The 12,774-nt window shown below is 71.1% G+C and carries 14 protein-coding genes, 1 tRNA gene and 1 other RNA gene; 11 read left to right on the plus strand and 5 right to left on the minus strand.

Annotation, left to right across the window (positions count from 1 at the left end):
• The first annotated feature begins 88 nt into the window (after positions 1–88).
• The 7 genes from ftsE (at position 89) to ACFYM6_RS08670 (ending at position 5,187) form a co-directional block, all read left to right on the plus strand.
• A complete protein-coding gene (ftsE, locus tag ACFYM6_RS08640; RefSeq protein ID WP_073832794.1) occupies positions 89–769 on the plus strand; it encodes a cell division ATP-binding protein FtsE in 681 nt (226 codons plus the stop codon).
• Between the two features lie 73 nt (positions 770–842).
• Entirely contained in the window at positions 843–1,718 is an 876-nt protein-coding gene (ftsX, locus tag ACFYM6_RS08645; RefSeq protein ID WP_387273565.1) for a permease-like cell division protein FtsX, read from the plus strand.
• 129 nt (positions 1,719–1,847) lie between these two features.
• Entirely contained in the window at positions 1,848–2,327 is a 480-nt protein-coding gene (gene smpB, locus ACFYM6_RS08650; RefSeq protein ID WP_357436629.1) for an SsrA-binding protein SmpB, read from the plus strand.
• A gap of 104 nt (positions 2,328–2,431) precedes the next feature.
• Positions 2,432–2,807: a transfer-messenger RNA gene (ssrA, locus tag ACFYM6_RS08655) on the plus strand.
• Between the two features lie 86 nt (positions 2,808–2,893).
• Positions 2,894–3,547: a hypothetical protein gene (locus ACFYM6_RS08660; RefSeq protein WP_387273567.1), complete on the plus strand. Its 654-nt coding sequence runs from the start codon at positions 2,894–2,896 to the stop codon at positions 3,545–3,547.
• A 32-nt stretch (positions 3,548–3,579) separates the two neighbouring features.
• Positions 3,580–4,143, plus strand: a complete 564-nt coding sequence (locus ACFYM6_RS08665; protein ID WP_387273569.1) for a hypothetical protein — start codon at positions 3,580–3,582, stop codon at positions 4,141–4,143.
• A 39-nt stretch (positions 4,144–4,182) separates the two neighbouring features.
• Positions 4,183–5,187 carry a hypothetical protein gene (locus tag ACFYM6_RS08670; RefSeq protein WP_387273571.1) on the plus strand — a complete coding sequence of 335 codons (1,005 nt, stop codon included), beginning with the start codon at positions 4,183–4,185 and terminating at the stop codon, positions 5,185–5,187.
• A 3-nt stretch (positions 5,188–5,190) separates the two neighbouring features.
• Here the strand turns inward: ACFYM6_RS08670 and mdlC are convergent, their stop codons facing one another.
• Both mdlC and ACFYM6_RS08680 read right to left on the minus strand, forming a co-directional pair.
• Positions 5,191–6,786 (minus strand): benzoylformate decarboxylase, encoded by a 1,596-nt coding sequence (gene mdlC / locus ACFYM6_RS08675; protein ID WP_387273573.1) that lies wholly within the window; start codon positions 6,784–6,786, stop codon positions 5,191–5,193.
• A gap of 141 nt (positions 6,787–6,927) precedes the next feature.
• Positions 6,928–7,731 carry an S-methyl-5'-thioadenosine phosphorylase gene (locus tag ACFYM6_RS08680; RefSeq protein ID WP_387273575.1) on the minus strand — a complete coding sequence of 268 codons (804 nt, stop codon included), beginning with the start codon at positions 7,729–7,731 and terminating at the stop codon, positions 6,928–6,930.
• A 152-nt stretch (positions 7,732–7,883) separates the two neighbouring features.
• Here ACFYM6_RS08680 and ACFYM6_RS08685 point away from each other — a divergent pair, with 152 nt between their 5' ends.
• Both ACFYM6_RS08685 and ACFYM6_RS08690 read left to right on the plus strand, forming a co-directional pair.
• Positions 7,884–8,474 (plus strand): YqgE/AlgH family protein, encoded by a 591-nt coding sequence (locus ACFYM6_RS08685; protein ID WP_387273577.1) that lies wholly within the window; start codon positions 7,884–7,886, stop codon positions 8,472–8,474.
• 85 nt (positions 8,475–8,559) lie between these two features.
• A tRNA-Ala gene (locus ACFYM6_RS08690) sits at positions 8,560–8,632 on the plus strand.
• Positions 8,633–8,756: 124 nt separating this feature from the next.
• Here the strand turns inward: ACFYM6_RS08690 and ACFYM6_RS08695 are convergent.
• Positions 8,757–9,197 carry a VOC family protein gene (locus tag ACFYM6_RS08695; RefSeq protein ID WP_387273579.1) on the minus strand — a complete coding sequence of 147 codons (441 nt, stop codon included), beginning with the start codon at positions 9,195–9,197 and terminating at the stop codon, positions 8,757–8,759.
• Positions 9,198–9,438: 241 nt separating this feature from the next.
• The gene (locus tag ACFYM6_RS08700) at positions 9,439–10,086 is read right to left on the minus strand and encodes a MerR family transcriptional regulator (RefSeq protein ID WP_387273581.1); all 648 of its coding nucleotides are present in this window, start codon (positions 10,084–10,086) and stop codon (positions 9,439–9,441) included.
• Between the two features lie 89 nt (positions 10,087–10,175).
• Between ACFYM6_RS08700 and ACFYM6_RS08705 the strand changes: the two genes are divergently transcribed.
• Together ACFYM6_RS08705 and ACFYM6_RS08710 are read left to right on the plus strand one after the other, a co-directional pair.
• Positions 10,176–10,592 (plus strand): hypothetical protein, encoded by a 417-nt coding sequence (locus ACFYM6_RS08705; protein ID WP_387273582.1) that lies wholly within the window; start codon positions 10,176–10,178, stop codon positions 10,590–10,592.
• Between the two features lie 126 nt (positions 10,593–10,718).
• The gene (locus tag ACFYM6_RS08710; RefSeq protein WP_387273584.1) at positions 10,719–11,060 is read left to right on the plus strand and encodes a VOC family protein; all 342 of its coding nucleotides are present in this window, start codon (positions 10,719–10,721) and stop codon (positions 11,058–11,060) included.
• Between the two features lie 85 nt (positions 11,061–11,145).
• Here the strand turns inward: ACFYM6_RS08710 and ACFYM6_RS08715 are convergent, their stop codons facing one another.
• On the minus strand, positions 11,146–12,720 hold the full coding sequence (locus tag ACFYM6_RS08715; protein ID WP_387273586.1) for an MFS transporter: 1,575 nt from the start codon (positions 12,718–12,720) through the stop codon (positions 11,146–11,148).
• Positions 12,721–12,774 lie beyond the last annotated feature (54 nt).

The raw sequence follows: 12,774 nt of genomic DNA on the forward strand, positions 1-12,774 counted from the left end.
CTGGGTGACCGGCTGAATCGATGACGCGACTCGCTTCGGCGGGGCGTGGGGCTTGGCTCTCCGGTTACACCGCGTAGACTCTCGACCCGTGATTCAGCTTGAGCAAGTGACGAAGACGTACCCGAAGGCGTCCCGGCCTTCGCTCGACAACGTGTCCGTCTCGATCGAGAAGGGCGAGTTCGTCTTCTTCATCGGTCCATCCGGCTCCGGCAAGTCCACGATCATCAAGATGCTGCTGCACGAGGTCACCCCCAACAAGGGGCGGGTCGTCGTCAACGGCAAGGACGTCACGTCGATGCGCTCCTGGAAGCGACCCCACTTCCGGCGCTCCATCGGCTGCGTCTTCCAGGACTTCCGCCTGCTGCCGAACCGCACCGCCTACGAGAACGTGGCGTTCGCGCTGGAGGTGATCGGCAAGACCAAGGCGGTCGCCCGCCGGGTCGTTCCGGAGGTGCTGGAGCTGGTCGGCCTCGGTGGGAAGGAGCACCGCTACCCCCACGAGCTCTCCGGTGGTGAGCAGCAGCGGGTCGCGGTGGCCCGAGCGTTCGTGAACCGGCCGCTGATCCTGCTGGCGGACGAGCCTACCGGAAACCTGGACCCGGACACGTCGATCGAGATCATGCGCCTGCTGGACCGGATCAACCGCACCGGCACGACCGTCGTGATGGTCACGCACGACTCCAACATCGTGAACCAGATGCGCCGTCGCGTCATCGAGATCGAGAGCGGCCGCATCGTGCGCGACCAGGCTCGCGGCGTCTACGGCTGAGCCGTCGCCCCGCTGACGATCCGTAGATCCTGACGACGAACACCTCACGCCGGAGAGCCGGAGGAATTTCCCGATGCGGATGAAATACGTCCTTTCCGAGGTACTGGTCGGACTGTGGCGCAACGTCACCATGACCATCGCGATGATCATCACGATGGGTGTGTCGCTGTTCATGCTGGGCGGTAGCGGCCTTCTCTACCAGAAGGTCGGCGACATGAAGGACCTCTACTACGAGAACGTCCAGGTCTCGATCTTCCTGAAGACCGACGTCAACGACCAGCAGCGAGGCGACCTCGAGGCCAAGCTGAAGTCCGACCCGCTGGTCAAGGAGGTCACCTACGTCGACAAGACGGAGGCGTACAAGCGCTTCCAGGAGATGTTCCAGGACGCGCCCGACCTGATCAGCGCGGTCAAGGAGGACAGCCTCCCGCCGTCGTTCCGGATCAAGCTGAACAACCCGGAGCAGTACAAGAGCATCTACGACGAGTACAAGACCGCCGAGGGGATCGACACGATCGTCGACCAGAGCAAGCTCCTCGACAAGGTCTTCAACGTCCTCAGCGGCATCCAGAACTTCGCGCTGGCCATCGCGGTGGTGATGGCGGTCGCCGCGTTGCTGCTGGTCGCGAACACCATCCAGGTCGCCGCGTACAGCAAGCGGCGCGAGGTCGCGGTCATGAAACTGGTCGGTGCCTCCAACTGGTTCATCCAGGCCCCGTTCGTGCTGGAGGCCATCGTCGCCGGCCTGATCGGTTCGGTCCTCGGCCTGCTGGCCCTGATCGGCCTGAAGGTCGTGGCCGCCGGCGGGTCGATGGCGGCCGTGGAGGGCCTGATCACGCCGGTCTCCTGGTCCGAGATCTTCCTGATGTTCCCGCTGATGGCCGGCGTCGGCGGCCTGGTCAGCGCGGTCACCGCCTGGGTCACGCTCCGCTTCTACCTGCGGGTCTAGTCAGCGCGACGGCTCTCCGAGGGCCCTCCCGCGCCGGAATAAACGGCGCGGGAGGGTCCTTGTCATTCGGGTAGCATGATCCCGCTCCGCGGCCGGTGGTCGCGGACGAGTGGAAGGGAGGTGGCGCCGATGCCACGGGAAAAGGGCCGCAAGGTGGTCGCCTCCAACAAGAAGGCGCGGCACGACTACGCCATCCTCGACACGTACGAGGCGGGCATGGCGCTGACCGGCACCGAGGTCAAGTCGCTGCGGGCCGGCCGGGCGTCGCTGGTCGACGCGTTCGCCCAGGAGCGTGACGGCGAGCTCTACCTGCACGGCATGCACATCCCGGAGTACACCCAGGGCACCTGGACCAACCACGAGCCCCGGCGTACCCGGAAGCTGCTGCTCAAGCGGCTGGAGATCGACCGGCTGATCGGCAAGACCCGGGAGAGCGGTCTCACCATGGTGCCGTTGCAGGTCTACTTCTCCGACGGCTGGGCGAAGGTGGAGATCGGCCTGGCCCGGGGTAAGAAGTCGTACGACAAGCGCCAGGACCTTGCCAAGCGGGACGCCGACCGGGAGATCGCCCGGGTGGTCGGCCGGCGCGGCAAGGGCATGGACGACTGATTCCTCCCCCGATGTCCCGATCCATGATCGGGCGGGCCTCGGGATGAATCCGGTTGCGGCAGGCGTTAGGCTTGGTGGTGCTGCCGACAGGGGCAGCCCTTCGAGGGGGTGACTGGTTTCGACTTCGTGCGTTGCGGCAGGGGAAGCGAGCCGAGGAAGCCGACGTCGTCTCGTGAATCGGTCGTCGGAAACCAATAAGCGCCAAGAACAATCGCGCTGACTTCGCTCTCGCCGCCTGAGGCGAGTAGCAAGTCTGTCGGCCTGGGAGCGCCTTCGACCCAGTTAGCCGGCATCAGCTAGAAGGCTGGCCAATCGGACCCGGTCGCGGGGTCCGTGCGGCGAGATCAATCAGCGACTGGGCCCGTCACACCGACTCGCTCGCGTGATCGGAGGGGCCGAGTAGAGGCACAGCGAGCTGCGCTCGGAGAAGCCCTGACAAGGCGGCGAAGGACCCGGGTTCGATTCCCGGCACCTCCACCACCTGACCTGTGCGCCCCGGTCCACCCGGACCGGGGCGCACAGTCGTCTCCGGCCCCGTTGCCACCAGCATCTAGGCTGCGCCTGTGATGAACGAGAAGGTCCGGCTCTCCGTGGGCGCCGCGCCCGGCCAGCGCGCCTTCGCGGCGGTGGTGGGTGTCCTGTGCACCGCCTTCGGGGCGGTGTTCGTGCTGCTGCCGGTCTTCGCCGACCGCCTGCTGAGCCGGCTGACCGGCGTCGGCGACCCGTTCCCGTCGTACGACGAGGCGCGGGACCTGCCGCCCGACATGCTCCCACCGGCGCTGAACGACAGCGCTCCGGCAGGGCCGGTCCGGTTCGTCGGGCTCTGCGGCCTGCCGATCGTGCTGCTCGGCCTCTACCTGCTGCTGCGGGTGCTGCGTACCGCCGCCTGGCTGGAGGGGACCCGGGCCTCCGTACGCGGCGCGCTCGCCACCCGCACCGTCGACCTGGCCACCGCCGAGGTGGGGGGCGGGGCGGTCGCCTACCGGGGCGGCAACGACGCGGTGCTGCGGGTGCCGACCGTGATCGCCCGCGACCGGGAGACCGGCCGACAGGTCACCATCCCGTTGCAGGGTATGGGGCTGGCCACCCTGCCGCCGTACGAGCTGCGGGCGCTCGCCGACGCGATCACCGCCGGCCGGCCCGACCAGGGCCGGGACGCCGACGCGCACGTCCTGGCCGGTCAGCTCCGCAGCATGGCGGGCAATCCGCTGGGTCGGTGAGGCTTTTGGGACAGCTGGGGCCGGTGGGGCGAATGGGACAGATGAGGCACCGGATGGCCCTGGACAGCCCGCCCGACCAGGTCCACCATCGCTGTACGCCGGAAGCGCAGCAGCGGGAGGTGCCCATGGTCACCGGTCCGATCCAGCAGCCGCCCACCGTCGCCGCGGCGGGCCGACCGCCCGCCGCGCGCCAGCCGGGACCCGCGCTCCCCGGCGACCTGCACGCCCTCGCCCGGGTGCTCGCCGGGCCGGCCGAGAAGCCGCGCTGGCGGGAGCACCTCGTCGTCCAGCTCGGCCCGGTCCGGCGCGGTTTCGCCGAGCACGTCCGGCTCACCGAGGGCCCCAGCGGCCTCTACGCCGAACTGCTCCTCCAGGCGCCCCGGCTGGACCGGGGGGTACGCCGGCTGACCCACGAGCACGCCGCCATCGCCGCGGCGCTTCTCGCCCTCCAACGCGCCGTCGAGTTGCCTGGCGTGCCCGCCGAGGAGCTGCGGGAACGGGTCGGGCACCTGCTGCGGGCCCTCGACCGGCACCGGCAGCGGGGCGCGGACCTGCTCTGGGAGGCGTACCAGACGGACCTGGGCGGGGAGACCTGACCAGCGGAACCGCGGGCAGGGGCGCGCCGTCCAACCGGCATGCGTCGCACGATCGCTCTGCTGGGGTTGCCGCTTCTGCTCCTCGCCGGCTGCGCCGCGCCCGGCTCCGCTCCTGCCGGGCCGTCGGTCGATCCCCCCGACCACCGCTGGGAGCCGTTCCACCAGCGCGCCGGGGAGGTGGCCGACGCCTGGCGACCGGGCGAGGTGTGGCGCAGCGGCTACGTGCCGCTCGAGGACGCCACCGTGCTGACCGGCGAGCCGGGCTTCACCGGCGACACCAAGCAGGCGTTCCTCCTCGGCTGGTACCGGGACCAGATCGCCCTGCCCACCGCCACGCCGGCCGACGGGACGATCCGGTTCCCCGACGGCACCCTGCGGGCGCCGCTGATCAGCGCCGCCGACGCGTACGCACAGCTCCACCAGGGGGACCCGCCGACGTGCGACGGGCGGCCGATGGCGCCGCCCACCGCCGGGCCGGGGCAGCTCAAGGACGGCGGGCCGACCATCGAGCCGGGACCGGACGGCCTGCTGCCCACCCGCCCGGGGCCGGACAGCCCGGTCGCCACCCACGTGGACACCCCCTGCATTCCGCTGACGGTCACCGGGGTGAAGCTGGGCAGCGCCTCGGTGCGGACCAGCCGGGGCGTGGCCGAGGTGCCGGCCTGGCTGTTCACCGTGGCGGAACTGCGGGTGCCGGTGGCCCGGCTGGCGGTCGCGCCGCGCGCGGTCGGCGCCAAGCCGGAGGCTGTGGCGTCCACCCGGCCGCTGCCCGACGGGGTGGTGGCCGTGCAGACCCTCGACGCCGTGGACGGTGCCCGGCTGGACTACCGGGTCGGGGTGGGCGCGTGCGACAGCGGCGTCACCCCGCTGGTGCTGGAGCGGGACGACGTGGTGGTGCTCGGCGCCGGGGTGGTCCGGTCGACCGGGATCTGCACGGCGCAGCTGGAGCTGAAACCGGTGAGCGTCACCCTGAAGGCGCCGCTGGGTGCCCGGACGGTGCTCGACGTGGGCAGCGGCACCGCCCTCACCCTGGTACGGCGGTGACGCTCACAGGATCCGGGGCAGCTCGGTGCTGATCGGCGCCGGCAGCACCGTCGGCCGGTCGGCGGCCAGCGCCGCGTCGAGCGCCTCCCCGAGCCGGTCCAGCGGGTCCACCACGGCGGACGCGCAGCCGTAGCCGTGGGCGATCGCGGCGACGTCCAGCCCGGGCAGGTCCAGCGCGGGCACCCCGGGGGTGTGCTTCAGCTCGGCGAACGCCTTGAGGATGGCGTACTGGTGGTTGACCGGGACCACGACGGCGAGCGGCAGGCGCAGCTGCGCGGCGGTCCACAGCGCCTGCACCGAGTAGTGGAAGGAGCCGTCGCCGACCACGGCCACGACCGGCCGGCCGCGGCCGGTGTCCCGCTCGGCCAGGGCGATCCCGACCGCTGCCGGCAGCCCGAACCCGAGGCCGCCGCTGGCCATGGTGAAGTACGACCGGGGCCGGTTGATCCGCAGCCGGCGGCGCAGCGCGGCCAGGTTGGACGGTGACTCCTGCACCAGCACCCCGTCGGCCGGCCAGTGCCGGGCCAGCGCGGCGAAGAGCGCGTCGGCGCTCGGCGGGCTGGTCGCCTCGGGCGTCTCCGGCTCCGACCGGACCGTTGGGGCTGGCCGGTCGGTCGGCGGCAGCAGCTCCAGCAGGCCCGCCAGGGCCAGCCCGGCGTCGCCGAGCAGGCTCTCCCCGACCGGGGCGCGGGCCGACTCGTCCGGGTCGTCGGTGACGTGCAGCAGCCGGGCGTCGTCGGGCAGGTAGTCGCCCGGCACGTGCGGGTAGTAGCGGAACACCGGCGCGCCGACCACCAGCACCGTGTCGTGTCCGCGCAGTGCCCCGGCGAGTGGGCCGATCGCGTACGGCAGGACCCCCCGAAAGTGCGGGTGGTCCTCGGGGAAGACGGCCCGCTCCGGGGCCGGGGCGGCCCAGACCGGGGCGGCCAGCCGCTCGGCGAGCGCCACGGCCGCCGGCCAGGCGTCGGCCCGGTCCACCGCCGCGCCGAGCACGAGCACCGGGGCGCGGCTGGCCGCGAGGGTGGCGGCGAAGCCGCGCAGCCGGTCCGGGTCCGGGGCGGTCCGGGTGGCCACCGTCCGGACCTGCGGGGGCGGATCGGTGGGCTGGTTCCAGTCGTCCATCGGCACGGAGAGGAACACCGGCCCGGCGGGGGGCTGCAGCGCCGTGGCGTACGCGCGCATGAAGGCCGCTGGGACGTCCTGCGCGCGGGCCGGCTCGTGGGCCCACTTGACGTACGGCTGGGTCAGCTCCGCCGCCCGCCGACTGGCCAGCCGGGGTTCGAGCAGTAGCATCTCCCGGGTCTGCTGGCCGGCGCTGACGATCAACGGGGTCTTGTTGTGCCAGGCGGTGACCAGGTTGCCCATCCCGTTGCCGGTGCCCGGGGCGGTGTGCAGGTTGACGTGCGCGGGCCGGCCGGTGGCCTGGGCGTACCCGTCGGCCATGGCCACCGCCGCCGCCTCCTGCAGCGCGTGCACGTAGCGGAAGTCGGCGGGGAAGTCGCGGAGGAAGGGCTCCTCGGTGGAGCCGGGGTTGCCGAAGACGGTGGTCAGCCCCAGGGCGCGCAGCAGGTCGTACGTGGTGTCGCGGACCGTTGCCATCGCCGACTGCCCCCCGTCCCCCAACGGTGCGGGGAGACGGCTCGATGATCAGTTCCCCGACGAACCGAATCTATCCGGCGGTTGCCTGCTTTTCGGGCGCTTCCCGAGTCTCGTGGCGGCGGTGGCCGGCCCGGCCACCGGTCAGGGCAGCGGGAACGGCAGTTTGATCCCGTCGAGGGCGTCCCCGCACGGGCAGTCCCGCTCGGACGGCAACGCGGCGACCGCGTCCAGCAGCACTCCGCGCAGCCGGTCGGTGTTCTCGGCGAAGACCCGGAACACCTCCTCCTGGGTGACCGACTCACCGGCCGTCACGCCCGCGTCCAGGTCGGTGACCAGCGCGATCGACGTGTAGCAGAGGGCCAGCTCGCGGGCGAGCACGGCCTCCGGGTGGCCGGTCATGTTGACGACCGTGCCGCCGATCGAGGCGAACCAGCGCGACTCGGCCCGGGTGGAGAAGCGTGGCCCCTCGACCACCACCACCGTCCCGCCGTCCACCGCCGGCACGTCCCGCCCGGCCGCCGCGTCGAGCAGCGTCCGCCGGCCCACCGGGCAGTAGGGGTCGGCGAACGAGACGTGCACGGCGCCCTGGTCGTAGTAGGTCTGGGAGCGCCCGCTGGTGCGGTCGACGAGCTGGTCCGGCACCACGAAGGTGCCCGGGCCCAGCTCGGGGCGCAGCCCGCCGACCGCGCAGGGGGCGAGGACCTGGCGTACGCCGAGGGAGCGCAGCGCCCAGAGGTTCGCCCGGTACGGGATCAGGTGTGGCGGGTAGCGGTGGTCGCGTCCGTGCCGGGGCAGGAACGCCACCCGGCGCCCGCCCACCTCGGCGATGGTGACCGCGTCCGACGGTGCTCCGTACGGCGTCTGCAGGACGTGTTCGGTGGCGCCGTCGAGCAGGGCGTAGAGGCCCGACCCACCGATCACCGCCAGCTCGGCCGTTGGACCCATCGGTGCTCCCTCGATCCTGTCGCGATCACCCGCCCGTCAGACCTTAGTCAGCGGGCGAGCTGCAGGCTAATGTGCGTGGCATGGTGTTGACCGGGTGGATGGTCGACGACGTCGGATGCGCCACACGGGCGTACGGCTGACGGGTGTCGGACATGCAGGGTGAGGGACAGGCGATCGGTGGCCGAGCCATGGAGTCCATGACCGGGCGGCTGCTGGTCGCGACTCCGGCGCTGAAGGACCCGAACTTCGACCGTACCGTAGTGCTGCTGGTCGCTCACGAGGCCGGCGGCGCCCTCGGCGTGGTGCTGAACCGGGCCACCGAGGTGCCGGTCGCCGATGTCCTCGGCGACTGGAGCGACCTGGCCCGGGACCCGGCGGTGCTCTTCGAGGGCGGCCCGGTGCAGCCCGACTCGGCCATCTGCCTGGCCCGGATGCGCCACCCGGTCAAGCCGGTGAAGGGCTTCCACCGGGTGTCCGGCGCGGTGGGCACCATCGACCTCTCCGTCGACCCCGAGCGGCTGCGCGAGGCCATCGGCGGGATCCGGGTCTTCGCCGGGTACGCCGGCTGGGGCGCCGGCCAGCTCGAGCGTGAGATCGAGGAGGGGTCCTGGTTCGTCCTCGACGCCCTGCCCGGGGACGCGTTCGTCGACCGGCCCGACGACCTCTGGCCCATGGTGCTGCGCCGGCAGGGCGGCATGATGGCGGCGGTGGCCCACTTCCCGCCGGACGTGGCGCTGAACTGAGCGGCGGGGGTACCCCGCGAGATGACCATGCCGGCCGGCGTGTGTATAGTTCTCTGCGTGCCCGGGCGACCGGGGACGACCGCAAGGGGCCGTGGCGCAGCTGGTAGCGCACCACACTGGCAGTGTGGGGGTCAGGGGTTCGAGTCCCCTCGGCTCCACCCAAGCAAAAAGCCCTGGTGGGGGACACAATCCCTCACCAGGGCTTTTCTCGTTTCTGCTGCTCTCGGTGCGTGCGCGCCCGGCGTGCCCGGGTTCCTCGGGTGCAGGGTCCCTTCGCTGGCTTCAGCTGAGCTGTTCGGCCAGCCCGACGACGATGCCCTCGGGGCCGCGGACGTAGCAGAGCCGATAGATGTCCTCGTACTGCACCACCTCGCCGACGAGTTCGGCGCCGTGGGTGCGCAGGCGGGCAACGACGTCCTCGATGTCGTCGACGGCGAACATGATGCGACGAATGCCCAGCGTGTTCGCCGGCGCGTCCTTCGGATCGGCGCTGATCGCCTTCGGCGTGTGGAACATCGCGAGCTCGATTCGGCCGTGGCCGTCCGGGGTCCGCAGCATCGCGATGTCCTGTCGGACGTCGTCGATCCCGATGACCCGCTCCACCCAGCGTCCCTCGACTGGCGCCTTGCCCTCCAGCTCCATGCCAAGTTCGACGAAGAACGAAATAACAGCGTCAAGGTCGTCGACAACGATGAGGACGTTGTCCATCCGCTGGATCGTCATGCTGGGTCTCCTCGATGTGGTACGGCCACGGTGGCCGCGTCCGCCCCGGTGACGGAGCCGCCAGGCCGTTCTCGACATCCTTTGCAACATCTTCGTCGGGAACGTGTCGGCGCGGCCGCGACCTGGCCGCGTATCTGCTCTGCCTCCTCGGGGGGCGCGCCGCCCGGCCGGCGGCGATGGCCTGATTGTGATCCGGGGTGGCGACTGGTGGCTCGGCGAATGTTCATGGCCGGCCCGCTCGCTATCGACCGGACGCGGACGCCGGGCCCAGCAGGCGGGCGGAGATGCTTTCCTGGGCCAGTAGGCGCAGCGCCGCGACGAGTGTCTCGCCGAGGACGGTGCCGATCACGACGCTCTCGGCGATCTGGTCAGGGTCGGCGTGCGACGTGACCGCCGCGAGTTCGAGCTCGGTGAACCGTTCCACGGCTTCCGCGTACGCGTCGAGGTGACCGGTGAGGCTGTCCTGGCCGAGCGCGCGCAGGGCGGTGATGGTCTCGACGAGTGTTGCGATGGCGGGCGCGTCCGGCTCGACGGCCCAGTCGCGCCGCGCTACGAGTTCCCGCACCTGTGCGGTGGCTGCGGCGCGTTCGTCGTCGTCGGCGGTCACCTGACGGTGGGGCGTGATGGCGCGGTGCACCGTCCCGATCCGTTCGTGCAGCGACATGGTTTCGGAGTCGAACGCCTGCAGGACGACCTTCACGCTGGCCACGGGGACCTGGGCCAACTCGATCAGGGCGCGAATCAGGCGCAGCCGGCGCAGGTGCCGCTCCCCGTACCTGGCCTGGTTGGGGCTGGTCAGCTCGCCCGGCGGGAGTAGGCCTTCCCGTAGGTAGTACTTGATCGTCGGCACGGCCACCCCCGACCGGCGACTCAGTTCCGCGATACGCATTTGCCGTCCCCTTCGTCTTCATGGATAGTATCAGTATCCGTAACCGGACAGCGTCGCTATCCGTCACTACCCGACCCGAAGGAGACCTCGTGCAGACCCTGGCCCTCAGCACCGAGTCGCGGATCATCGCCGGAGCGGTGCTGCTCACGATCGTCACCATCCAGGTGGGCGGCTGGTTCATGACCCGCATCGCCCGCGGCGAGGTGCCGATGACCGACTTCCAGAAGTCCTTCGCGCGCGCCGGCCATGGTCACGCCGGCGTGCTGGTTCTGCTGAGCCTGGTCGCACTGCTCTATGTGGACGCCACCGGTCTCAGCGGAGCCTTCCTGTGGACCGCCCGGCTCGGAGTGCCGGTCGCCGCGATTCTGATGTCGGCGGGATTCTTCGCGTCGTCCGCCGGCAGGAACGTCACGGCACCGAACCGGTTCGTCTGGGTGCTGTGGGTAGGTGCACTCAGTCTTGCGACGGGGGTGGTGAGCCTCGGCGTCGGGCTGCTGACCGCCTGAACCGCTGCGGAGCCGGCCGGCACCCACCCGGTGCCGGCCGGACTACGAGGAGACGACACGCGCCTTCAAGGTCAGCACTAACTTTCTGATTGCTCGGCCGCTGTCAGAGAGCCCTAGCATGAGCTGATGACCGTAGATCTTTTCGCAGGCATCCCGGTCCGCGAGTACACCACGGCGGCGGCCTGGTACGAGCGGCTCCTCGGCGCCCCGCCGTCGTTCCTGCCCAACGACACCGAGGCGGTGTGGGAGCTCGCCGACCACCGGTACGTGTTCATCGAGGTGCGGCCCGAGCGTGCCGGGCACGCCATGCACACGGTCTTCGTCGGCGACTTCGACGCCCGCATCGCCCAGATCGCCGAGCGCGGTCTGGAGCCGGCCGAGCGTGAGACCTACGCCAACGGCGTCCGCAAGGCGATCTTCCGCGACCCGGACGGCAACGAGATCGGCTTCGGCGGCGCGCCGGCCTGAGTGTGGGCCGACCTGGCCGGGAAGTCCGTGCTGATCCGGGCGCGACCGTTGATCCCCTACCGCCCGGGCCGGTGTCCGGGGCGCCTCACCCCTGCGGGGGTGAGACGAAGTCCTTTGCGCGGATCAGGACGAAGGACAGGATCCCGGCGACGATGCTGACGATCGCCGCGAACAGCAGGACCTCGTTCAGCGCGCTGGCGAAGCTGCCGCGGGCGATCTCGACGAGCAGGTCGCGCTGCTGCGGCGGGACGGTCGCGAACAGTCGGCTCACGCTGCCGTTGCGTAGTGCTGTCGCGATCTCGGCGCTGTGCGGGGCCAACGGGGTGTCGGCAGCTCGGGTCTGCACCATGGCGGTCAGTCGGTTGGCGAGCAGGGTGCCCAGCAGTGCGACGCCGGTGGCGATGCCGACCTGCCGGAACGTCAGGTTGATCCCGGACGCCATCCCCGACCGGCGTGGCGGCACGACCCCGACCGCCGTGGAGGCCAGCGGCGGGTTGACGAACCCGATGCCGATGCCCGTCGCGATCAGTCCCGGGATCAGGTGGGTCCACGACGAGGTGGCGGTGAGGCCGCGCATGAGCAGCAACCCGATGCCGACCAGCACCAGTCCCGGGCCGACGAGGGCGCGGATCGGCATCTTCGCGCTCAGCCGTCCCGCCGCGCCGCTGGCGACCAGTACGCCGATGGAGAGGATGAGCAGCCGCAGGCCGGTCTGCAGGGCGGTGTAGCCGAGCACGTTCTGCAGGTAGAGGACCAGGTAGAGCAGCATCGAGAAGATGCTGAAGGAGAGGCCGAACGCGGCGATGTCGCCACCGACGAAGGTGGGCACCCGGAACAGCCGTAGATCGAACATCGGGTCCGCGGTGCGGGCCTCGATCAGCAGGAAGGCCACGAGCAGCACGGCGGCCACGGCGAAGCAGGCGATCACCGGTGTCGCGGTGAAACTGCTGCGTCCCGCTTCGATGAGGGCGTAGACCAGGCAGGCGAGTGCCGCGGAGAAGATCACGAAGCCCGGCCAGTCCGGCCGCGCGCCCTGCTCGTCGCGCGACTCGACCACCTTGCGCAGGGTCAGGACCAGCGCGACGACACCGATGGGCACGTTGACGAAGAAGATCCACCGCCAGGACAGGCCCGACACCAGCGCGCCACCCACGATGGGCCCGACGGCGACGGCGACGCCAGCCAGGGCACCCCAGATACCGAAGGCCGTGCCGCGTTCGGCGCCGCGGAACGCGTTGGCCAGCAGGGCCAGCGAGACGGAGAACATGATGGCCCCGCCGATGCCCTGCAGGCCGCGGGACAGTTCGAGCATGAGCGGGGACTGCGCGACGCCGCACAGCGCCGATGCGGCGGTGAAGACGACCAGGCCGATCACGTAGAGCCGGCGGCGGCCGAACAGGTCTGCCAGCGACCCCGCGGTCAGCAGGAGTGCGGCCAGGGTCAGCGCGTAGGCGTCGACGACCCACTGCACGTCGGAGAAGGACGCCCCCAGCGACGCCTGGATGTCGGGCAGCGCGACGTTCACGATCGTCAGGTCGAGCAGCAGCATGAACGTGCCCAGACAGACGGCGGTGAGGGCCCACCATTTCGGGTCGGCCCTTGACGGAGAGGCCCCGTGGGCACCTGAGCTGGCGGTGCCGGGCCGGCTCGGCTCGGTCATAGCCCGGATGCTACCGACGGCTTCGTACCCAAATTCACGTTTGGGGCATATGTG

Source organism: Micromonospora sp. NPDC006431, assembly GCF_042870725.1.
GTDB lineage: Bacteria > Actinomycetota > Actinomycetes > Mycobacteriales > Micromonosporaceae > Micromonospora.

Bases quoted from the DNA above. Each gene is read 5' to 3' on its own strand.
- ftsX (WP_387273565.1), top strand. From the start codon at position 843: ATGCGGATGAAATACGTCCTTTCCGAGGTACTGGTCGGACTGTGGCGC.
- smpB (WP_357436629.1), top strand. From the start codon at position 1,848: ATGCCACGGGAAAAGGGCCGCAAGGTGGTCGCCTCCAACAAGAAGGCG.
- ACFYM6_RS08660 (WP_387273567.1), top strand. From the start codon at position 2,894: ATGAACGAGAAGGTCCGGCTCTCCGTGGGCGCCGCGCCCGGCCAGCGC.
- ACFYM6_RS08665 (WP_387273569.1), top strand. From the start codon at position 3,580: ATGGGACAGATGAGGCACCGGATGGCCCTGGACAGCCCGCCCGACCAG.
- ACFYM6_RS08670 (WP_387273571.1), top strand. From the start codon at position 4,183: ATGCGTCGCACGATCGCTCTGCTGGGGTTGCCGCTTCTGCTCCTCGCC.
- mdlC (WP_387273573.1), bottom strand. From the start codon at position 6,786: ATGGCAACGGTCCGCGACACCACGTACGACCTGCTGCGCGCCCTGGGG.
- ACFYM6_RS08680 (WP_387273575.1), bottom strand. From the start codon at position 7,731: ATGGGTCCAACGGCCGAGCTGGCGGTGATCGGTGGGTCGGGCCTCTAC.
- ACFYM6_RS08685 (WP_387273577.1), top strand. From the start codon at position 7,884: ATGCAGGGTGAGGGACAGGCGATCGGTGGCCGAGCCATGGAGTCCATG.
- ACFYM6_RS08695 (WP_387273579.1), bottom strand. From the start codon at position 9,197: ATGACGATCCAGCGGATGGACAACGTCCTCATCGTTGTCGACGACCTT.
- ACFYM6_RS08700 (WP_387273581.1), bottom strand. From the start codon at position 10,086: ATGCGTATCGCGGAACTGAGTCGCCGGTCGGGGGTGGCCGTGCCGACG.
- ACFYM6_RS08710 (WP_387273584.1), top strand. From the start codon at position 10,719: ATGACCGTAGATCTTTTCGCAGGCATCCCGGTCCGCGAGTACACCACG.
- ACFYM6_RS08715 (WP_387273586.1), bottom strand. From the start codon at position 12,720: ATGACCGAGCCGAGCCGGCCCGGCACCGCCAGCTCAGGTGCCCACGGG.